The 19876-nt window shown below is 64.3% G+C and carries 19 protein-coding genes; all 19 read right to left on the reverse strand.

The features are described from left to right. The 19 genes from icmH to HU825_RS05925 all read right to left on the reverse strand — a co-directional run bounded on the left by icmH (window position 1) and on the right by HU825_RS05925 (window position 19847). A complete protein-coding gene (gene icmH / locus HU825_RS05835; RefSeq protein ID WP_234303105.1) occupies window positions 1-882 on the reverse strand; it encodes a type IVB secretion system protein IcmH/DotU in 882 nt (293 codons plus the stop codon). Window positions 883-887: 5 nt separating this feature from the next. After that, on the reverse strand, window positions 888-2219 hold the full coding sequence (gene tssK, locus HU825_RS05840) for a type VI secretion system baseplate subunit TssK (protein ID WP_102828231.1): 1332 nt from the start codon (window positions 2217-2219) through the stop codon (window positions 888-890). Between the two features lie 2 nt (window positions 2220-2221). Beyond that, window positions 2222-2704, reverse strand: a complete 483-nt coding sequence (gene tssJ, locus HU825_RS05845) for a type VI secretion system lipoprotein TssJ (RefSeq protein WP_014595380.1) — start codon at window positions 2702-2704, stop codon at window positions 2222-2224. Window positions 2705-2708: 4 nt separating this feature from the next. Then, on the reverse strand, window positions 2709-3908 hold the full coding sequence (gene tagH / locus HU825_RS05850) for a type VI secretion system-associated FHA domain protein TagH (protein ID WP_234303106.1): 1200 nt from the start codon (window positions 3906-3908) through the stop codon (window positions 2709-2711). Between the two features lie 20 nt (window positions 3909-3928). Next, complete coding sequence (locus HU825_RS05855) at window positions 3929-4030, reverse strand: type VI secretion protein (protein ID WP_411912487.1); 102 nt, start codon at window positions 4028-4030, stop codon at window positions 3929-3931. Window positions 4031-4275: 245 nt separating this feature from the next. After that, entirely contained in the window at window positions 4276-5784 is a 1509-nt protein-coding gene (locus HU825_RS05860) for a sigma-54-dependent Fis family transcriptional regulator (RefSeq protein ID WP_234303373.1), read from the reverse strand. Window positions 5785-5794: 10 nt separating this feature from the next. Next, entirely contained in the window at window positions 5795-8392 is a 2598-nt protein-coding gene (gene tssH, locus HU825_RS05865) for a type VI secretion system ATPase TssH (protein WP_234303107.1), read from the reverse strand. A 5-nt stretch (window positions 8393-8397) separates the two neighbouring features. Beyond that, window positions 8398-9405, reverse strand: coding sequence for a type VI secretion system baseplate subunit TssG (tssG, locus tag HU825_RS05870; RefSeq protein ID WP_234303108.1), 1008 nt, complete (start codon window positions 9403-9405; stop codon window positions 8398-8400). Further along, entirely contained in the window at window positions 9369-11159 is a 1791-nt protein-coding gene (gene tssF, locus HU825_RS05875) for a type VI secretion system baseplate subunit TssF (protein WP_234303109.1), read from the reverse strand. The genes tssG and tssF overlap by 37 nt, the downstream gene beginning before the upstream one ends. Beyond that, complete coding sequence (locus HU825_RS05880) at window positions 11159-11410, reverse strand: hypothetical protein (RefSeq protein ID WP_146029391.1); 252 nt, start codon at window positions 11408-11410, stop codon at window positions 11159-11161. The genes tssF and HU825_RS05880 overlap by 1 nt, the downstream gene beginning before the upstream one ends. A gap of 30 nt (window positions 11411-11440) precedes the next feature. After that, a complete protein-coding gene (locus HU825_RS05885) occupies window positions 11441-11809 on the reverse strand; it encodes a hypothetical protein (RefSeq protein ID WP_054094149.1) in 369 nt (122 codons plus the stop codon). Beyond that, window positions 11806-12654 carry a hypothetical protein gene (locus tag HU825_RS05890; protein WP_054094148.1) on the reverse strand — a complete coding sequence of 283 codons (849 nt, stop codon included), beginning with the start codon at window positions 12652-12654 and terminating at the stop codon, window positions 11806-11808. Before HU825_RS05890 ends, HU825_RS05885 begins: the two co-directional genes overlap by 4 nt. Beyond that, a complete protein-coding gene (locus HU825_RS05895) occupies window positions 12654-13163 on the reverse strand; it encodes a PAAR domain-containing protein (protein ID WP_234303110.1) in 510 nt (169 codons plus the stop codon). The genes HU825_RS05890 and HU825_RS05895 overlap by 1 nt, the downstream gene beginning before the upstream one ends. An 11-nt stretch (window positions 13164-13174) precedes the next feature. Further along, window positions 13175-13582 (reverse strand): type VI secretion system baseplate subunit TssE, encoded by a 408-nt coding sequence (gene tssE / locus HU825_RS05900; protein WP_234303111.1) that lies wholly within the window; start codon window positions 13580-13582, stop codon window positions 13175-13177. A gap of 4 nt (window positions 13583-13586) precedes the next feature. Then, on the reverse strand, window positions 13587-15065 hold the full coding sequence (tssC, locus tag HU825_RS05905; protein ID WP_013984440.1) for a type VI secretion system contractile sheath large subunit: 1479 nt from the start codon (window positions 15063-15065) through the stop codon (window positions 13587-13589). A 26-nt stretch (window positions 15066-15091) separates the two neighbouring features. Then, window positions 15092-15598 carry a type VI secretion system contractile sheath small subunit gene (gene tssB / locus HU825_RS05910; protein ID WP_008567243.1) on the reverse strand — a complete coding sequence of 169 codons (507 nt, stop codon included), beginning with the start codon at window positions 15596-15598 and terminating at the stop codon, window positions 15092-15094. 17 nt (window positions 15599-15615) lie between these two features. Then, a complete protein-coding gene (gene tssA, locus HU825_RS05915) occupies window positions 15616-17178 on the reverse strand; it encodes a type VI secretion system protein TssA (RefSeq protein WP_234303112.1) in 1563 nt (520 codons plus the stop codon). 357 nt (window positions 17179-17535) lie between these two features. Further along, window positions 17536-18438 carry a D-hexose-6-phosphate mutarotase gene (locus HU825_RS05920; RefSeq protein ID WP_054094145.1) on the reverse strand — a complete coding sequence of 301 codons (903 nt, stop codon included), beginning with the start codon at window positions 18436-18438 and terminating at the stop codon, window positions 17536-17538. 47 nt (window positions 18439-18485) lie between these two features. Beyond that, window positions 18486-19847, reverse strand: coding sequence for a sigma-54-dependent transcriptional regulator (locus tag HU825_RS05925; protein ID WP_156715949.1), 1362 nt, complete (start codon window positions 19845-19847; stop codon window positions 18486-18488). Window positions 19848-19876: the final 29 nt, after the last annotated feature.

The raw sequence follows: 19876 nt of genomic DNA on the forward strand, positions 1-19876 counted from the left end.
TCATTTCATCCCTGACGAGGTGGAATCGCCGGCATCCATGTCCAGCGAGCGATAGGGTTGCAGCACGCTCTCGCGTTGCTCGCCGAGCACCCAGGCGAAGCCGCCGTAGATCACCCCGAGACAGATCAGGGTAAACAGCGCCACCATCCACCAGGGCACAATGCGCACCAGACGCCGGCGGGTGTCCTTGAGGCCTTCCCAGTGCGGCGACAGCTCGCGCGGTATATCGCCGCGCATCTGGCGAATCTGTCGGTAGAGGCTGTCGCGTACCGCTTCCAGCTCGAGCATGCCGCGCGGTAGCACGCGATACTTGCCCTCGAAGCCGAGCGACAGGCAGAGGTACATCAGCTCGAGCATCGGCAGGTGCTTGACTGGGTTGCGCGACAGCCGCTCGAGCAGCTGGAAGAATTTCTCTCCGCCGAAGGTCTCGTTGTGGAAGGAGGACAGCAGGCTCATCTGCGACCATTCGCTCTCGTTGCCCCAGGGCGTGGTCACCACGGCCTCGTCGAGCACGGTGCAGAGCACGTAGCGCGCCGCCATCACCTGGCTGCTTTCGGCGCCGTCATGCAGCGCGCGATGCTCGAACAGCTTGATCGCGCCGCTCAACTGCCCGTGCAGGGCCTGCAGGTCTTCGCTTTCCAGGCTGTGCTTGAAGCGCACCACTTCCGACAGCAGCGGCGAGGCGGCGGCCACTAGCGGGTTGAGGCTGATGTTGAAGGTTTCCGCCGGGCGCAGGCGGGCGGCGTAGATCATCCGCTCCTCCAGCTGCTCGAAGCGCGGCGGGCTGTCGAAGTCGGTCAGCGGGCTCTGCGCCGGGGCCTCTCCCGCTCGATTGACGATGACCGTGCGGTCGTCCTGTCCGTAATCCATTTCCTTGATCATGTCGCTCAGTCCCTGACCGCCCAGAATTTCAGTTCGAGCCCGGCGAAGTCACCGGACACATGGAAGGCAAAGCCGCCGGAACGCTCCAGTTGCGCCTGGTCCTCGGCGCTGAGCTCCAGGGCGAAATAGGTCTTGCCGGCATGGAAGGGGATCTGCCGCGGCGCCACCGGCAGCGGCTTGAGGCGGATACCCGGCAGATGCAGGTTGACCAGCTGGCGGATGCGCTCCACCGGGCCGATCTTCAGGTGCGCCGGTAGGCGGGTGCGCAGCGTTTCCGAATCGCACTGGGCGCTGGCGGCGAGCACGAAGGAGGCGGTGCCGAGCAGCTTGTGATCGTGCAGTGGCGATACCTGGATGCCGTACTGGCGTTGCTGCAGCAGCAGTTCGATGGCGTGCTGCTCGAGCACCATCGACAGCACCTGGCGGATCGCGTCCATCAGCTTGCGGAAGCTCGCGCCCTGGTCACTGTGCTGGTAACGGCCGTCCAGGCGCGGGCGCTTGCTCTCGCTGGAGAAGGTCGCCAGCTCGCCGAGCAGGCCAAGCAGGTCGCGGTAGATCTGCTCCGGGTGCACCTGCTCCACGCCCAGGTAGTGGCGCAGCACCGGTTCGTGACGGTTGATCAGCTGCAGCATCATGAAGTCGCCGACCTCGGCGCCACCGACCTTGCCGGTGGCGCTGATGCGCTCGGCGAGGGTATCGCCGCGGTGGGCGAGCATGCTGATCACTTCCTTCAGGCAGGACAGCAGGTAGCCCGAAGCCTGGAAGTTGACGTAGGTGGGAATGAACTCGGGGTCGAGGCTGATGACCCCGTCCGGCGTGGTGTCCAGCACCTCGCACAGCTGCAGCTTCACGTAGGCCTGGTCGCTCTGCTGCTCGCCCAGCAGCAGGCGAAAATCCGGCAGGCCGGTGCTGACCTGGCTGGTGCTGCTGTCGCCGGCATTGGAGTCGGCGACATCCAGCTCATGGGCGGTGTAGCGCGCCAGCACATCCTTCTGTTCGGGACGACGCGTTTCGATGTGGTTGCCGGTAACCAGTGGCAGCGCGAGGTATACCGGTGTACTGCCGGTGTTCGGCGGAATGTCCAGCGCCAGTGGCTCGCGCTCGCTGCCCAGCTCGAACAGCGTACCGTCCGGGAGGATGCCGCTGGCCTGGCTGAGCACCAGCTTGCCCATGTTGAGGAACTGGCGGTCGATCTCCAGATTGAAGAATCCCCAGGCATAGCTGCTCAGCTTCTGGGTGCGCGTCTTGAGTTGGTGATCGTAATATCGATCGCTTTGCTGGAAGTGCTGCGGGCGCAGCAGCATGCCTTCCTGCCAGACAACCTTGTGCAGGCTCATGCTTATTTTCCTTCTTCGGCGAGCGGGTCGAACAGCGCGATGCCACGCTCGTCCAGGCTCAGGGCGATGCGGGTGCGCTCTTGCGGCGGCACGGCGATGACGTAGCGCCAGCTGGCTTCCGGCAGGTCGCGGTAGGCGGCCAGCACGCCGACGTAGCGGCTGCCGTCCTGCACGGAGAGCTTCAGCTCACGGCTTTCGCCGGGACGCAGTTCCAGTTCCTCGGAGGTCACCAGGTCTGGCGCCAGTGCTTCCTTGGGCCGCTGGTAGAGGGCGAAGAAGTCGCCGTTTTCGAACGCCACTGGATGCTTGAGCTCCAGCAGGCGCAGCACGATCGGCGAAGGCCGGCCGTTGAGGTCGGGGTTGAGACGGTCGCTGCCGTGCAGCTCGAGGTCGAGCTTGGTCAGCTTGGAGTACGGCGACAGTGCCGAGCAGCCGCCCAGTACGAGCAGCGAGGCCAGCATGGCCAGGGTGATGCGACGAGGCATGGGATCATCCTTGATGGGTTGAATCGAGCGTGGCGATCAGGCGCACTTGCTCCTCATAGGTCTTGGCGAAGTCGCGGGCGAACAGGCGTTCGCTCCAGTCGGCATCCTGGCCGAGGCTGTGATACAGGCGGCGATAGGCGCGCCAGCGACTGCCGGCGGTGGCGAGCAGCGGTTTGCGGCCTTCGCGTTCGAAACGCAGCGCGAGCTGTTCTGGTGCCAGCTGCTCGAACATCGCGTGAACGGCGGCGCGGCTGGCCGCCAGCAGTGCCACCTGATGCGCCTGCAGATCACGAAAGGCGCGGCCGACGGCCTGTTCGGCGCTGAGCTGGCCGGGTTTGCCACCGCGCAGCAGGGCGTTCAGGGCCTCGCTCGCATCGGCGCTGTGCTTGAGCGGGTTGTTGCCGGCGCTCTGCACAGTGGTCAACGCCAGGCGCAGCTCGTTCTTCAGCTCGCTGCGGGTGCGCAGGCTCTGCTGCAGGCCCGCCACGCTTTGCTTGAGCAGGCGGGCGGCATTCAGCGCCAAGGCCTGGCGTTGGTCCTCGTCGAGATCGTCGAGATCGATGCCCAGCGCCTCGCCGAAACGCGCCCAGAACCCCTGCGGCAGTCGTTCGGGCTCGGCTTCGCCCTTGGCTTGCGGTGCTGCCTGCGGCATGACCAGCTCCGGCAACGGCAGGCTTTCCATGTCGATGCGTGCGTAGTCGCGCTGTTGCTGCGCCTGGCGCTGTGGCGCTACCAGGGCGAGGTCGAGGTCGTCGATCTCGGCATAGATGCGCTCCTGTTGTTCCATCGCGATCAGCGGATCGAGGTCGAGGAAGGCATCGTCGGGGATGATGCTGCCGGCCGGCAGCGGACGACCGATGTCACCTTCGAACAGCGCCGGATCCTGGATCAGCCGGGCGCGGATCTCGAAGTCGCCCAGGCAGTAGACGCTGCCATGCTCGATGCGCTGCGGCTGGCCCTTGACCAGGCTGGCACCGCTGTCCTTGAGCTGGATGCCGTTGCTGCTGGTATCGGTGAGAAAGAAGGCGCCGTCGCGATAGCTGATCACCGCGTGGCGTCCGGAAAGTACACGCTTGCGATCGGGGATCACCCAGTCGCAACCTTCGGCCCGGCCGATCACGCCGCCGGCCTGCTTGAAGGTTTTGGTGGTCAGCAGCCCAGGCACGAATTGCTGGGCGCCTACCATATCGAAGACCAGTTCCATGGTCGTGTCGCTCCTTGCGGTTACTGGCCGCGATTCAAGGCTTGCGGATCACCCAGCGGGCGATAGTGGTCATCGTCGAATCTGTAGTTGCCGGTGCAACCGGCGAGCAGCGCGGCGGCGATGAGCGAAACGAGGGCGTAATAGCGCACGGGCACGCGATTTCCTCCTTGAAGTCGTGTGTGGGGAGCGAGGTGCGCCTGGCGGCGCGACACGGGCGGCACATTGAAGTTCAGTTGTGGTGTCTGGCAGGTGATCCGGTTCACAGAACACCCGCCGGATGCTGCCGAAACGCGCAGACGGTCAGATATGCCCGCGCGGTTGCGGATGTCGGCGCCGATGCGGCGCGTGCCTGGGCGTCCGTGCTGCATCAGAGATCGGCCGGGCTGATATTCAGCCGTTCCATGCGATACAGCAGCGTGCGCCGCGGCAGGCCGAGTTCGCGGGCGGCCTGGCTCTGGTTGCCGCCGTTCTTGCGCAGGCAATCCATGAGCAGGCTGCGTTCGACCCGCTCCATGCGTTCGCGCAGGTTCAGGCTGCTGTCCAGGCTCGCCTCCACATGCAGATTGAAGTGTTCCGGTAGTAGCTCACCGCCCTCGCAGAGCAGCACGGCGCGCTCCACCAGCCCTTTCAATTCCCGCACGTTGCCGGGGAAGGCATAGCCTGCCAGACGCTCGAGCGCGGCGTCGGACCAGCGACACAGATCGCGCTGGAGAAACGCGCAGGCCTTGTCGGCGAAATGCCGGGCCAGGCGCAGGATGTCCTCTTCACGCTCGCGCAGCGGCGGCAGTTCGATGGGGAAGTGCGAGAGGCGGTAGAACAGATCCTCGCGAAACAGCCCGTTTTCCACCTGACTGCGCAGGTCACGGTGGGTGGCGGCAACGATGCGCACGTCGACCTTGTGGGTTTCGGTGGAGCCCAGCGGGCGCACTTCGCCTTCCTGCAGCACGCGCAACAGCTTGGCCTGCAGCAGCAATGGCATGTCACCGATCTCGTCGAGGAACAGCGTGCCGCCGTTCGCCGCATCGAGCAGGCCGCTGCGGTCGCGGTCGGCACCGGTGAAGGCGCCCTTGCGGTAGCCGAACAGCTCACTTTCCAAGAGTTGCTCAGGCAGCGAGGCGCAGTTCTGCACGATGAAGGGCTTGCTGCGGCGAAACCCGCAATCGTGAATGGCGCGCGCCACCAGTTCCTTGCCGGTGCCGGTTTCTCCCGTGAGCAGCACGTTGACCGGGCTGTGCAGCACCTTGCCGATCAATTGGTAGACCGCACGCATGCGCGAGCTGTCGCCGATTAGGCCGTAACCGCTGGCGCAGGGGCTGACCGGTGCGGCGGGCGGTGCGGTGCTCCCGGGTGTACGCAGGCGCTGGAGCAGATGCAGCTGGGCGAGGCCGAAGGCGCCGAGCTGGGCCAGCGAACCGCTGAAGCCGTGCAGCTCGCGCGATTCGGTACTGGCCGTCAGCAGCAGGCCGGCAACACGCTGCTGTTCGTCCTGCAGCGGCAGGCAGAGCAGGCTGCGCCAGGGCGCCGGGCTGTCCGGCAGGAAGCCCGAAGCGTGCAGATTGCTGTCCAGTTCGCTGAGGCAAAGGGTCTGGTTCTGGCACAGGCAGTATTGCAGCAGCTGCTCGCCGTGGTAATCGCTCGGCAGGCTGGTGGCTTCGCGCGGCTGTAGCAGGCCGTTGTGCCACTCGGCCGAGAGCGTCAGGCGGGTATGGGTGGCGTCCAGCAGATAGAGCTGGCTGAGTTGGCAGTTGCTCAGCTGCGCCGCGGTTTCCACCAGCCCACCGAGCAGGCTGTCGGCGTTCGCCGCGCGCGCCAGCCCGGCGAAACGGCCCAGCAGGGCCTCGGCATAGCGCAGCGGCTGTGGCACCTGATTGAACATTGCGGACATCTCAGGCGAACTCACAGACCAGCGCGCCGTCGCCATCCAGCGTGGCATGCACCCGCTGCAGCGGCTCGCCACTGGCCATGGCATCGAGCAGGCGGTCCACCACCAGTGGTTGCAGGTGCTGCTCGATCAGATGGTCGATCAGGCGCGCACCGCTGTCGCTGTCGCAGCAGCGCTCGGAGAGGTGCGTGACCAGCGCCGGGCAGTGGCTGAACTGCAGCTGGCGACGCTGCAGGCGCTCACCGAAGCGTGCCAGCTTGAGCGCAACCAGCTCGTCGAGCACCTCACCAGCGATCGGGTAATAGGGCACCACGCGCATGCGCCCGAGCAGGGCCGGCTTGAAGTGCTGCGACAGCTGCGGACGGATGGCCAGTTCCAGGTCCTCGGCCGTCGGCCGCTGCCCGGCGCTGCAGAAACTGGCGATGCGCTCGCTGGCGAGGTTGCTGGTCATCAGGATCAGGGTGTTGCGGAAGTTGATCTCGCGGCCTTCGCCGTCATTAGCCACGCCCTTGTCGAAGATCTGATAGAAGACGTTCATCACGTCTGGATCCGCCTTCTCCACCTCGTCGAGCAGGATCACCGAGTAGGGTTTCTGCCGCGCCGCTTCGGTGAGCATGCCGCCTTCGCCGTAGCCGACGTAACCCGGAGGTGCGCCGATCAGGCGGGAAACGCTGTGTTTCTCCTGGAACTCGGACATGTTGATCACGGTGAGGAAACGCTCGCCGCCGTACAGCAGGTCGGCCAGGGCGAGGGCGGTTTCGGTCTTGCCGACGCCGCTGGGGCCGACCAGCAGGAACACGCCCACCGGAGCGTCGGGCTTGTTCAGCCCGGCCGCTGCCGCGCGCATGGCACGATCCAGCGCTTCCACGGCCTGTTCCTGACCGCGCACCCGGGCGCGCAGATCGGCGGCGAAGTTGGCGACCTGGGCGTTGTGCTCCCGCGCCAGCTGCGTCAGCGGCACACCGGTCCAGTGGCTGATCACCTCAGCCACCAGGCGCGGGCAGACCTCATGGCTGACCAGTCGTTGCTCGGCCTGGGCTACGGCGAGTTCTGCCTGTACGGTGCGCAGCTCGGCCTCCAGCTCATCGAGCGATGGGGCCTCGCCGTCCTCGTTTGCATCGCTGCGGGCTTCGGCGGTGCGTTTGCGCAGCTCGAGCAGGCGCTCGGCGAGCTGGCGCTGCCTGGTCCAGCGGGATTCGAGCTGCTCTATTTCGTCCCCCGCCGTGAACAGACGTTGCTCCAGTCGCTCGAGGACAGACGCGTCGACCGGCAGGCCGGCGGCCAGATCGCGGCGCATGGCTTCACGCTGGCGCTCGCCTTCGGCGACCTCACCACGCAGGCGTTCCAGCGCCTCGGGCGCGGCGGCGAGGCTGATGCGCACCCGCGCGCAGGCGGTATCCAGCACGTCGACGGCCTTGTCCGGCAGCTGCCGGCCGGCCAGGTAGCGTGCCGACAACTCGGCGGCGGCCGTGACCGCATCATCGCGCAGGTAGATGCCATGACTCTTTTCGTAGACCGGCGCCAGCCCGCGCAGGATGGTGACGGCTTCCGGAACGCTCGGCTCGTGCAGCTGCACCGGCTGGAAGCGCCGGGCCAGTGCCGGGTCCTTCTCGAAGTATTTCTTGTACTCGCTCCAGGTCGTTGCAGCGATGGTGCGCAGCTCGCCGCGTGCCAGTGCCGGCTTGAGCAGGTTGGCCGCATCGCCGCTGCCGGCCTGGCCGCCGGCGCCGATCAGGGTATGCGCCTCGTCGATAAACAGGATGATCGGCTTGGATAAGGCCTTCACCTCGTCGATCACGCCCTGCAGACGGCGTTCGAATTCGCCCTTCACGCTGGCACCGGCTTGCAGCAGGCCGAGGTCCAGGCAGAGCAGCTCGACGCCCTTCAGTGCCGCAGGCACTTCCCCGCTGACGATGCGCAGCGCCAGGCCTTCGACGATAGCGGTCTTGCCGACCCCAGCTTCGCCGACCACGATCGGATTGTTCTTTCGCCGCCGGGCGAGGATGTCGATCATCTGGCGAATCGCCGAGTCGCGGCAGAGCACCGGATCGAGCTTGCCGTCACGGGCCTGTTGGGTGAAGTTGTGGGTAAAGCGCGCTAGGTTCGACTCCACACCGGCGGCAGGTTTGCCAGTGCTGCCTTGAAGCTGCTGGCTTAGGGCGAAGTCGCGCAGGCGCTCGGCATCCAGCCGGGCCAGCAATGGCTGGTAATGACTGCCTGCATAGCGCAGCGGATTGCGCAGCAGCGCGAGAATCAGTGCGGCCTGGTCGATCTGGCTCTGGCCGAGTTCCAGACTGGCCACCAGCAGGGCATCCTGTAGCCATTGCACCAGTTCGGTGGAAAACACCGGGTTGCGCGACTCGCTGCGCTCGCCTCGCGGTTGCAGCGCCTGCGCCAGTGTGCCGGTATCGACTTCGGCATCCAGCAAGGCTCGCTTGAGCAATCCATCGGGACGCTCGAGCAGGCCGAGCAGCAGGTCCTCGACGAGAACCTTGCTGCCGCCACGTACCACGCAGCGTTCGGCTGCGCCTTCCAGATCCTGTTTACTGGGGGCATCCAGGGCTTGCACCAGTTGCTGTAAGTCGACGTTGATCATTTTCATCTTCCTTAATGAGTCTTGCTGCCCAGGGTGACCAGGCCGTCGGCGCGGTCGCGTCCGAGCCAGCTGGTCCAGCCGAGGCGGCAGTTGTTGTCGGCGCCGATGCGCAGCTCACGGATCTCGTCCGGGCGAAGCTCCAGGCGCAGGTCGTAATCCAGCGGATCCCGCAGGGTGAAGCGCACCAGCGCACAGAGCGGCTGGTAGCCGCTGCCGATGGGCAGGAATTCGTGGAAGCGATTCCAGTCCAGCTGGCGGATATGGATGCGGAACTTGCCGCCGCGGTCGCGGACCCGCTCGCCGAGCACCAGGCTTTCGCCCAGCTGACTGTTGGCCAGCCCGAGGCGGTTGCGTTGCTCGCCGAGGATTTCCACCCGGCGCTCCAGGCATTGCTCGATGTTCAACTCGGCGTGCTTGAAGTAGTAGCGCAGCACCGATTCGATCAATGCTGCCGAGTGCGCGCGCAGGCTGAGCAGGCCGAGATAGGGCAGCAGGCGCTTCCAGTTCAGCTCCGGCGCGCTGCGGATGGCCTCGCCGCTGAGTCCGACCAGGGCGAACAGCTGCTCCGAGAAGGGGTCATGGGCGCCGCTGGTGAAGCGGGCGCGGTAGCGGTACTTCTGCCAGATCGGCAGCAGCAGGCGCTGCAGGCGGTTGTTGAACAGGTCGAGGAAGTCGCGGGTCGGGTTGCCGTCTTCATTGTCGCCAAGCGCTTGTTCGCCGTAGAAGGCCGGCAGCGGCGAGCCAGCGCCGAACAGGCTGACCAGGTTGATGCGCAGGCGCGCGCGCCACTCGCCGTGCTCCTGGAAGAACTGCACCTGCTCAATATCACTGCCGGGAAAGCCCAGGCTCGGGTTGGCCTGGAATTCCAGGCGCTCGTAGAGCGCCTCGTCATCCAGACCGGGATTGAGCTGGCGCAGGCGGTCGAGCACCAGCAGCACACCCTGGAACAGGCTGTACTCGCGGATGCCGCGGTTGAGCGGTTTCAGAGCAGCGGTTGCTGACCCATGCGCGGCGTCCATTGGTACACCTCTCCCTGTGTGCTCTGCACGCGCAGCTCGTGATACGAGTTGAGGCTGGCGTAGAGGGCGAAGAATTCGTTGAGCACCGAGGCGAAGAGGAACAGATCGCCCTCACCAATGAAGCCGTCCTGGTTCATGGTCAGTTCGGTACGTACGCCACGCACCGGCAGCCCGCGATGCAGGCGATCGACGTGCTGGTGGGCGATGTGAGCCAGGCCGCCGAGGCGCCGCCGGCTGACGTTCTCGGCGTGCTTGTCGTAATAGCATGGTAGGTCGTAGGTCTCGAGGATCACCTTGAGCGCCTCGACGTTGGCCAATGACAGGTAGTTCAGCGACATGTTGCTGATCAGCTTCCACAGATAGTCGCGCTGCAGCGGCGGCGCGTAGCTCGGGGTGACCGCCGAGATATTGCGGAAGCTGAGAAATTCCGGGGTGTCTTCGCAGGGCTTGCAGATGTCGCCGAGCTTAAGCTGGCGCGGCAGGTTCTGGTTGGTGCAGGTCAGCTCGATGGACAGCGTCTCGTGCTGGTCGAGGTTGCGCAGGCCGAAGCTGAGCCAGGTTTCCTGGCCTTCGCCCAGCAGCGAAGGTTGCTGGCGCACGCTGTAGTGCGGGCGCGCCACCGGCACATCGAAGCTGGGGTCATGCTCGAAGGATTCGAACGGCACGTACTCTTCGTAGCCCATGCCGCCGGGTTTCCAGCCGGTGACCCGGTCCACCGAGAACACGCCGCATTGCTGCGCGTCGTACTCGGCCGGCAGCAGCAGGTACTGGTCCTGCTTGCCGTCCAGGCGGATCGGGATGGCATCGTGCGGGAACAGGTTGACCACCGGCGTGCAGTACAGGCGCACGTTGTCCAGCGTCGGGCGGATGCGCTGCACGCCGGCCTTGTGAATGTCGAAGCGCAGCTCCAGGCCGCGGGCCTGCTTGAGCAGGTCATCCGGAATGCGCTGAATGATCTCCAAGCCCTTGATGTCGACGAAGAGAAACTTGTCGGGGAAGGCGAAATATTCCTGCAGGTAGCGATAACCGCGGAAGGTATTGAGCGGGTAGGGGATCAGCGCCTCATCCTCGGCGAATCCCACCGGCTCGACCTGCTTGGCGTTGAGCTGCAAGGGCGTCAGTGGCCGGCCATCGGAGCCGGTCAACGGTTTGCCCTGGTCGTCCAGCGGCACCAGCTCGATGCCACCCAAGTGGCGCAACAGGCTGAGGTAGAGTAGTTGACTGATGTAGGGCTCGCCCGCCAGGTGCAGGCGCAGATGACTGAGGCCGATCTCGCCGAGATGACCATCGGCGCTCATCTGCAGGCACAGGCTGAGCAGCGCACCGGTGCCCTTGACCGAGTACTCCAGCGTCTGCAACGCCAGAGGCAGCACCTCGGTGGCGTAGGTGGTGCGAAAACAGCAGCTGACACCCTGCACCGGATTGGATTCCACTGGTGTATTGCGCGGCACCGTCAATGCCGGGCCGGGGCGCTTCAGCGGATCGAACTGCAGCATGCTGAAGGCTGGCAGCGGACGCATGTAGTTCGGCCACAGCAGATGCATCAGCGAGTGGGTCAGTTCCGGCAGCTCGTCATCGAGCTTCTGCCGCAGCCGCCCGGTGAGAAAGGCGAAACCTTCGAGCAGACGCTCGACATCCGGATCGCGCCCGGCCTGCCCGAGGAACGGCGCCAGCGCCGGACTCCGCTCGGCGAAGCGCTTGCCCAGCTGGCGCAGGGCGGTCAGTTCGCTTTGGTAGTAGTGGTTGAAAGACATCAGACGTGTTCTCCGTCGATTCCATCGAACGCGCACTGGAGACGAACGTATTTGCGCCAGTCTTCCGGGTAACGGGTATCAGCAAGCCATTCGGCGCGCTGTTGCGGACTGCGGCTGAGCCAGTACGGCCACCAGCAGTGCTGCCACCAATGTTCGAGATTGCCCTGCAGGCTGCCGAGCCCGCCAGCGTCAACTTCCGGGAATACTTCCCAGGGGTTCGGCGGTATTTGGTCTTGATGATTGAGGTGCATTAGCAGTCCCTTGCTGGTAGTCGCTATATCTCAAGCGCTTTTGGCTTTAGAGCCATAGTGCATGGCGGCATAGATAGCCAGAAGCGATAACCCGCCAGACAGCCCAGCGAAGAACAGCGCACGTAGAGGATGTTGCGGAAGCAGATACAGCAGGTTTGCCAGTACCAATGCACTGACCAGAACAATCTTTGCCTTCAGGTTTTTGGTTATGGCGATTAGTGCATTGGTCATAACGAAGGCAGCGAAAATAAGCTGGACCGCCAGACCTATCGCGACACCTCTGGACTGCGTGGCACCGAAGATGGCCGTAAAAGCTTGAAAGCCCAGTGTGGTGGCTATTGGGAACAGCAAGCATGCCAGGGCGTGACACGTCAGGGCAGTGAGTTTTTGTCGATTCATTTCTTCCACTCTCCGTAGATTGCGAGTGATTCGGTGGAGATGGGTTGCTGGAGATAGCGTGAGGAGACCGGTTGGTGGACTGTTCTTGTCCGCTCGACGGTACGAACTACGTCACGTGTTTGGAGCAACTCCTTCGTGACGATTAGTTGGAAGTTTTCCGACGCCCAGAGCGATCCACGCAGCACCATGTAGTTGTCGTATTCATTGGTTGGATCGCTATTGGGAGCGAACGGATTTCCGTCTCCATACTCCATGCCGGTACGCACGGTCTTGCGGATGGCCTCAGGACTAACGCGTAGCTCTTCGAGATATTTTCTGAAGGTGTCGACCGCGAAGGGAATCTGTCCGACGGCATCGGTCCAGAACGGAAGTTTATCGACCATGACCATCAGAAAGCCGGCCCCGCCATCGGAGTTGGCTTTCCAGTCCCCGGGAAGTCCCTTGGAAAAGCTGATCGACCAGCGATCTACGACGGAGAAGTCGATGATCTGCTGCCAAGTGAAGTGCTTGTATGCGGTATAGGCCTCAGAGCCTGGAGTGGACGATTCAGGGTGTTGCCAGATCAGCTCTCGATAATGATCTGCCAACGGCTCAAACCACTGGATTTTCTCTGCGTAGAGTTTTTCAGCATTGATGATGCGAAATGGCGTTTCGCCTTGTTTCGGACGCACGGCGAAGAGAGGAAATCCGCTTCTGCGGGTGATCAGCCATATGGTCGGAACCTGAATCTGTTTCGGTTTCTGGTCTTTGCTCGGAGTGCTCTCGGACTGCAGTTTCAGCTCGGTTTTACCATCTGTTGTCTCAAAGGTATGGCTGACTCCATCCAAAGTAATGATGGTTTCCATCACTCGGCCCCCGAGATATACAGCGTGATCGGCTCCTGCTGGGCGCCAGTCGAGAAATTGCCTGTATCACCAGCGCTTGAAGTGCTGCCTAAGCGAGAGAGACCGCTGGCCGAAACCAGTCGATAGCCAAGTCCTTCAACGGGTCTACCTTCCGCAGTGGTCAGCATAAACGCGCGATCAAAAGTCCCACTGATCGTGAGTGGAGACGGTGCTTTAAATGCCGCCCCACTCCCACTAGTACCAATAATCACCGTCCCCGACCCACTCACCACCACGTTACCGTGACTCCCCACACTGCCCACCACCGCCGCCGGCTTGCCATCGATCAGCACGTTGGAAATTACCGCGCTGGCCATCGCTCCGCCACAGGCGGAAGCGTCGCCCATGCGTGCGGCCGGCAGGCCGTCGAACAGCACGTCGGGCGAGCCGGCGGCGATGGGGTTGGTGCCGTGGCCCGTCTGCGGGCAGGCGGTAGGGTCGCCGAGGCGGGCTGCGGGTTTGCCGGACATCCGTTGTCTCCTTACTGGACCTTGACCTGTCCGCTGCCATCCAGGCTGACGGAAAAGCTGACCTGGCGCTTGAGGCCATCCACTTCCAGCAGGCCTTCGATGGTGAAGGCGAGGGTCAGTGGGTCGTGGGTGCGCGGCAGCGACAGTACGCGCACCTGGGTCAACCTGGGTTCGTACGCTTCGATGAAGCGCTCGATGGCGATACGCGCCTGCTGCAGCGAGTCGTGCAGCGACAGGCGCATATCGTTGAGATCTGGCAACCCATAGTCGGGCAGCGTCTGCACGCTGCCCGCTCGGGTGCTGAGCATCTTGGCCAGATGGGCAGCCACCGAGGCCATCGCCGCGGCTTCGCGGCTCCAGCCGGAGCGCCGCGTGGCGTCGCCGCCGAGGCGTTCGAAGAGGCTGCCGTATCCGTTCAAATGCTTATTCCTTGTCCAGCTTGCCGACCAGCGACAGGGTGAAATCCGCGCCCATGTATTTGAAGTGCGGACGCACGCTGAGGCTGACGCGGTACCAACCCGGCTCGCCCTCGACATCGCTGACGTTGACCTGGGCGGCGCGCAGCGGACGGCGGCTGCGTACTTCGGAGCTTGGGTTCTCCTGATCGGCGACGAACTGGCGAATCCACTTGTTCAGTTCCAGTTCAAGGTCGGTGCGCTCCTTCCAGGCACCGATCTGCTCGCGCTGCAGCACCTTCAGGTAGTGCGCCAGGCGGTTGACGATGAACAGGTAGGGCAGCTGGGTGCCGAGCTTGTAGTTCAGCTCGGCGGTCTTGCCTTCCTCGCTGTTGCCGAAGAACTTCGGCTTCTGCGCCGAATTGGCGGAGAAGAACGCGGCGTTGTCGCTACCCTTGCGCATGGTCAGGGCGATGAAGCCTTCCTCGGCCAGCTCGTACTCGCGGCGGTCGGAAACCAGCACTTCGGTCGGGATCTTGGTTTCGATCTCGCCCATGCTTTCGAAATGGTGCAGCGGCAGGTCTTCCACTGCGCCGCCGCTCTGCGGGCCGATGATGTTCGGGCACCAGCGGAACTTGGCGAAGCTGTCGGTCAGACGGCTGGCGAAGGCGTAGGCGGTGTTGCCCCACAGGTAGTGCTCGTGGCTGCCGGCGACGTTTTCCTTGTAGACGAAGCTTTTCACCGGGTTGTCTTCCGGATCGTAGGGGTTGCGCAGCAGGAAGCGCGGAACGGTCAGGCCGACGTAGCGGGCATCTTCCTGCTCGCGGAAGCTCTGCCACTTGGTGAACTGCGGGCCCTCGAAGTGATCCTTGAGATCCTTCAGGTCCGGCAGACCGGTGAAGCTTTCCAGACCGAAGAATTTCGGGCCGGCAGCGGCGATGAAGGGCGCGTGGGACATGCTGGCGACGCTGGCGACGTACTGCATGGTCTTCACATCGGGCGCGCTGGGGTCGAAGAAGTAGTTGGCGATCAGCGCACCGACCGGCTGGCCGCCGAACTGGCCGTATTCGGCGGTATAGATGTGCTTGTACAGGCCGGACTGGACGATCTCCGGGCTGTCCTCGAAGTCATCGAGCAGGTCCTGCTTGGAGGCGTTGAGCAGCTCGAGCTTGATGTTCTCGCGGAAGTTGGTGCGATCCACCAGCAGTTTCAGGCCGCGCCAGGAGGACTCCAGGGCCTGGAACTGCGGGTGGTGCAGGATCTCGTCCATCTGCCGGCTGAGCTTGGCGTCGATCTCCGCGATCATGCGGTCGACCATCGCCTTCTTCACCGGCTCGTTTTCGTTCTGCGGCTTGAGCAGTTCCTCGATGAAGGCCGAGACGCCGCGCTTGGCGATGTCGTAGGCCTCGTCGTCCGGGGTCAGGCGGGTTTCGGCGATGATGCGGTCGAGGATGCCGCCTTCGGCGAGGTGGTTGCCGTGCTCGACGGCGGCTGCGCTAGTGGTCATGTAGATGTGCTTCCTTGTCGGTGATATCAGGCGTCCAGCTTCTCTTTGGCCGCCAGGCCCAGTTCGCCGAGTACGCGGTCACGCGAATCGTCGTCGGCGAGTACGCTTTCGATGGCCTTGCGGAAGGCCGGGGCATTGCCCAGCGGGCCTTTCAAGGCGACCAGAGCGTCACGCAGTTCCATCAGTTTCTTCAGCTCCGGGACCTGCTCGACCAGATTGGCCGGGTTGAAGTCCTTCATCGAATTGATGCGCAGCTGCACGGCCAGTTCGTCATCGGTCTGCTCGTCCTGCAGGCGGTTCGGCACGCCGAAGGTCAGGTTCAGCTCCTGCTTGGCCAGGACCTCGTCGAAGCTGTTCTTGTCGATGGCGATGGGCTTTCGGTCTTCGATCTTGCGGTCGTCGGCGCGCTGGGTGAAATCGCCCAGCACCATCAGCTTGAGGGGCAGCTCGACCTCTTCCTGAGCGTTGCCGGTGGCCGGCTTGAACGTGACGTTGATGCGTTCCTTGGGTGCAACCGAGCCTTCTTTGGCCATGGTGTTCTCCTTTGCGGTTAGTCCAGCACCACTTCGAGATCGAGGTGGCACAGCCTGCGGTAAATCTCATCCTTGCTTTCACGCACGGCGTGGTTCTGCGGCAGCAGCTCGCAACAGCTGTGCAGCAGGCGCAGTACCTCGAGGGCGAGATCGGGTTCCCAGCTGCCCAGGCCGCTGGCCTCGAGCTGCTGGTCGAGTGCTTCGAGCTGGGTTTTGGCCAGTTCGTATTTCTTGGCCTGGTAGCACAGGCGGGCGAGGCTCAGTTGCCAAAAAAATCGCTCACGGCCGCCACGGGCGCGAGCCAGGCCCTGCTTGAGCTGTTGCACGGCAGGCTTGAGGCCTTCTTTGCGCAACAGCGGAACGGCTTCTTGCAGCGCGAGCTCCCAGCTCGGTTGTGCGGTGCCGGTGACAGGCGGTTCTTCCTGTCTGGTGGCCGTGGCCGGTTGTACATGGGGCATGACCTGGCCGCTGATCCAGGCGCGGGTTTCGGCGTCGGCGAACGGGGTGCCGTCGTGAAAGCGCAGCTCCTCCAGGCGCGGCAGGCGCTGCAGGAACAGCGCGAGCTGAATCTCCACCTCGCGCATGGCCTGTTCGGCTGCCAGCTCCTGCAGGCACTCCCAGGCCAAGCGCTGACCGTCCAGCCAGAACGGCGCGCGCGCGGTGCTGTTTTCCAGGTCCACCAGCAGGTCGGCGTACTGCCCCTGAGCGAAGCGTTCGCGGTAGCTGGCCAGCTTGTCGGCGGGTACGCCACGTAGCGCGGTGATCTGCTCGCTGTTGTGCTCGGGCAGGCTGTCGATGCTCAGCCAGAGCAGGGTTCGCGCCAGGCGCAAGGGGCGCAGATCGCTGGTGCGTTGCTTGAGCCACCAGGCGGTCAATGGGCGCGCCTGCTCCTGCAGGTTGCGCAGGGCCTTGAGCGCTTCCTTGTCGTTCTCGATCGGTGAGCCGGGGGCGAAGACCTGGCTGGCGACCTGCTTCACCTGGGCGATGGCTGCGCCGACTGTCCCGGGCTGCGGTTGCCCCGAGCTGGCGCGCTTGACCATGCCGTCGAGCTGGCGGCAAAGCGGCAGCAGCAGCGGTGCGTCTTCGCCGAGATGGTCGGACAGGCATTGCTCCAGCGCATGCAGTTGCTCGGCGAGGCTGCGAAACAGCGGCAGCTGTTCGCCGACCGGCACGTCTTCGGAAAAGGTCTGTTCAAGGCGCGGCAGCAGCCAGTTGATCGCGGCGGCGCGGGTGCGTGGCTTGCGTGGGTGCAGCTCGTCCCAGTGATGGCTGCACAGGTAGTGCAGAACGCTCAGGCCGGCCTGCAACCCGGCGAAGGACTCGCGCTGGAACAGGCTCCAGGTCAGCCAGGCTGCGGCACGCAGGTCCTTGGACAGCGAAGCGAGCAGCACTTCGCTGCCTTCGCGGACCTTCTGCCAGTCGATACCGGTGGTCTGGTGCAGTGCTCCGGCCTTGGCCAGTTCGGCTTCCAACGACTCGAACTCGCTGCTGTAACGAATATCGTCACCGGCGAAATTGCTGTCATTGACCGGCTTTCTGGCGAGTTCCAGATAATGCTGGCTAAGTGCGCTGGAATGCATGGGGTCTTCCGTGACGCTCAAGTTCTATCCGTGAACTTCTGGAGTGCACCTTATATATGTTCAGGAACACTCCGCGAGTAGGCTGCGCAAATTCTTGCGCACTTCACGTTGCGCAATTAGTTGCGCAGCGGCCTCATGGGGTGGGCATCCTAGGCGTATGAAAGGGGCCATTCAAGGCGAGAAGTGTGACCCGACTAACATTGGAAAAGATTGATCGGGGTGCGATGGAACTAATTGGAAAGCAGGTTCCGATTGTTTGGTTCCGTGTAACTTTGAATGTGCGAGATATGCTCGTTACATATGGCCGATCACTTACAAGTAAACGGCCACTACATCACGGAATGCCGGCGAAGTTTGTTATAGCGCGTCGTTGTGCGAATGGATTTCCACCGACATCGCATGCTGTTCGCCAGGCTGCAGTTCGAACGCATCGCCGAGGACGTTCGCCGTTTCGATGCACAGCATGCGCTGCCAGGCGTCATCGGCGAAGCTCGACAGACGCCGCGCCTTGTCGATCCACGGATTCCACAGCACCGCTGACGATGAGCCGCTGCTGCTGAGCAGAATGCGGCGGTTCCAGCCGTGATCGATCACGCTGAGGCTCGCCGGCAGGTCGAGGTAGATGCGGTCGGTTTCCCCGCAAAAGCGCAGGCTGCCCTGCTGCCGACGTGTCTCCCAATCCGCCAGGGTTTCCACATAGGGCCGACCGTCGAGGCCTTCGACCTCGACCTGACGGATGTCGCTGACGGCGAAGTAGCTGTGCAGTGCCTGACTGATGGCAACCGGCCGGTCGCCGCGGTTGTGGCTGGTTAGCGTCAGCCGCAACCGATCGGCGAGGCGAATCTGCAGCGTCAGCTCGACGGCATGGGGCCAGCCCGGCAGTCGCTCCTGCGCCTGCGCGCAACGGAACTCGAGTAGCGCAACATCGCCCTCGCAACGTTGCTCGGCCAGTTGCCACGGCAGCGCGCGTACCAGCCCGTGGAAGGGGGCGGGCTGCTCGCTCTGGTAAGTCGCCTGTACCGCCGGCGGATTACGCGCCAGATCGCCGAACCACGGCCAGCAGATCGGCACGCCGCCGCGCACCGACTGGCCCTGCTTGAACTCCGCCTGTTCGCTGAGCCAGATCAGCGGCGCCGCGTCGCTCTGGCGATAGCTGAGCACCTGCGCGCCCTGCTCGGCGACCAGCAGCTCGGCGTCGCCGCGGCGGATGCGCCAGCAAACCAGTTGATCCATGTCGATGCGTTGGATGTCGATGGGCATGTGCGTTCTCGGAAATCGGGTGGTTGAGCGAGGCTGTGACCACGCGGTCACGAGGGGATTCCGCTGCTGCGGTCGTCGCTACCAGCCGGCAGGTAGTCGCTGCGGCTGAGGCCGTGGCGCTGCATCTTCTCGTTGAGCGTGCGGCGCGGCAGCTGGAGCACGGCCATGACCTCGGCGATGTTGCCTTTGCAGTGCTGCAGGGCATTGTGCAGGCATTGCGCCTCGTAGGCTTCCATCTGCTCGGCGAGCGACTGGCCGCCCCGGCTGGCCGGCGCCGGTGCGCTGAGGCCGAGCGCGTGGCGTTCGGCGGCGTTGATCAGTTCGCGCACGTTGCCGGGCCAGTCGTGGGCGAGCAGGCGTGCGAGTTCGCCGGGCGATACCGCCGGCGCGGTGCGGCCGTGGCGTTCGGCGGCCTGGTGGGCGAAGTGCTCGAACAGCAGCGGGATGTCCTCGCGGCGCTCGCGCAGCGGCGGGATGTGCAATTCGGCGACGTTCAGGCGGTACAGTAGGTCTTCGCGGAAACGTCCGCCGCGCACTTCGTCCAGCAGGTCCGGCTTGGCGGCGCTGATCACCCGCAGGTCGACCTCGATGCTGCGGTTGGAGCCCAGGCGTTCCAGGGTCTTTTCCTGCAGCACGCGCAGCAGCTTGACCTGCTGCGCCAGGGGCATGCTCTCTATCTCGTCGAGGAACAGGGTGCCGCCGGCGGCATGTTCGATGCGGCCGATGCGCCTGCCCTGCGCGCCAGTGAAGGCGCCGCTCTCGTGGCCGAACAGTTCGCTCTCGAAGATGGTCTCCGGGATCGCCGCGCAGTTCAGCGCGACGAACGGGCCGCTGGCGCGCGGGCTGAAGTCGTGCAGGCAGCGCGCCACCTGCTCCTTGCCGCTGCCGGTGTCGCCGCGGATCAGCACGTTGACATCGGTGCCGGCCAGCTCCAGCACCTGGCGGCGCAGGTTTTCCATCGCGCGGGAGACACCCAGCAGTTGCGATTCGATGCGTCCCCGGCGGTTGAACTGTTCGCGCAGCTGGCGGTTCTCGCAGACCAGCCGGCGCTTCTCCTGCGCGCGCCGCACGCTGTCGAGCAGGCGCTCGGGGGTGAAGGGCTTTTCGATGAAGTCGTAGGCGCCCTGACGCAGTGCCTGCACTGCCATCGGCACGTCGCCGTGGCCGGTGACCATGATTACCGGCAGGTCGGGGTCCAGCTCGACCAGTTGTTCGAGCAGGCCGAGGCCGTCGAGATCGGGCATGCGCACGTCGCTGATCAGCACGCCGGGAAAGTCGCGGTCGATGACGACCAGGGCCTCGCGCGCGCGGGCGAAGGTGCGCACCTCGAAGCCGGACAGTTCCAGCCACTGCTGCACCGCCTGGCGAATTGCCGCTTCATCGTCGATGAAGACTACTTGTGCGCCCATGCTTCGCTCCTCGTCTGCCCGGCGGCGGC

This window comes from Pseudomonas phenolilytica, from assembly GCF_021432765.1.
Lineage (GTDB): Bacteria > Pseudomonadota > Gammaproteobacteria > Pseudomonadales > Pseudomonadaceae > Stutzerimonas > Stutzerimonas phenolilytica.

What these genes read in the sequence shown, in the direction of transcription:
- icmH (WP_234303105.1), bottom strand. Translation starts at nt 882, where the DNA reads ATGATCAAGGAAATGGATTACGGACAGGACGACCGCACGGTCATCGTC.
- tssK (WP_102828231.1), bottom strand. Translation starts at nt 2,219, where the DNA reads ATGAGCCTGCACAAGGTTGTCTGGCAGGAAGGCATGCTGCTGCGCCCG.
- tssJ (WP_014595380.1), bottom strand. Translation starts at nt 2,704, where the DNA reads ATGCCTCGTCGCATCACCCTGGCCATGCTGGCCTCGCTGCTCGTACTG.
- tagH (WP_234303106.1), bottom strand. Translation starts at nt 3,908, where the DNA reads ATGGAACTGGTCTTCGATATGGTAGGCGCCCAGCAATTCGTGCCTGGG.
- HU825_RS05860 (WP_234303373.1), bottom strand. Translation starts at nt 5,784, where the DNA reads ATGTTCAATCAGGTGCCACAGCCGCTGCGCTATGCCGAGGCCCTGCTG.
- tssH (WP_234303107.1), bottom strand. Translation starts at nt 8,392, where the DNA reads ATGAAAATGATCAACGTCGACTTACAGCAACTGGTGCAAGCCCTGGAT.
- tssG (WP_234303108.1), bottom strand. Translation starts at nt 9,405, where the DNA reads ATGGACGCCGCGCATGGGTCAGCAACCGCTGCTCTGAAACCGCTCAAC.
- tssF (WP_234303109.1), bottom strand. Translation starts at nt 11,159, where the DNA reads ATGTCTTTCAACCACTACTACCAAAGCGAACTGACCGCCCTGCGCCAG.
- HU825_RS05880 (WP_146029391.1), bottom strand. Translation starts at nt 11,410, where the DNA reads ATGCACCTCAATCATCAAGACCAAATACCGCCGAACCCCTGGGAAGTA.
- HU825_RS05885 (WP_054094149.1), bottom strand. Translation starts at nt 11,809, where the DNA reads ATGAATCGACAAAAACTCACTGCCCTGACGTGTCACGCCCTGGCATGC.
- HU825_RS05890 (WP_054094148.1), bottom strand. Translation starts at nt 12,654, where the DNA reads ATGGAAACCATCATTACTTTGGATGGAGTCAGCCATACCTTTGAGACA.
- HU825_RS05895 (WP_234303110.1), bottom strand. Translation starts at nt 13,163, where the DNA reads ATGTCCGGCAAACCCGCAGCCCGCCTCGGCGACCCTACCGCCTGCCCG.
- tssC (WP_013984440.1), bottom strand. Translation starts at nt 15,065, where the DNA reads ATGACCACTAGCGCAGCCGCCGTCGAGCACGGCAACCACCTCGCCGAA.
- tssB (WP_008567243.1), bottom strand. Translation starts at nt 15,598, where the DNA reads ATGGCCAAAGAAGGCTCGGTTGCACCCAAGGAACGCATCAACGTCACG.
- tssA (WP_234303112.1), bottom strand. Translation starts at nt 17,178, where the DNA reads ATGCATTCCAGCGCACTTAGCCAGCATTATCTGGAACTCGCCAGAAAG.
- HU825_RS05920 (WP_054094145.1), bottom strand. Translation starts at nt 18,438, where the DNA reads ATGCCCATCGACATCCAACGCATCGACATGGATCAACTGGTTTGCTGG.
- HU825_RS05925 (WP_156715949.1), bottom strand. Translation starts at nt 19,847, where the DNA reads ATGGGCGCACAAGTAGTCTTCATCGACGATGAAGCGGCAATTCGCCAG.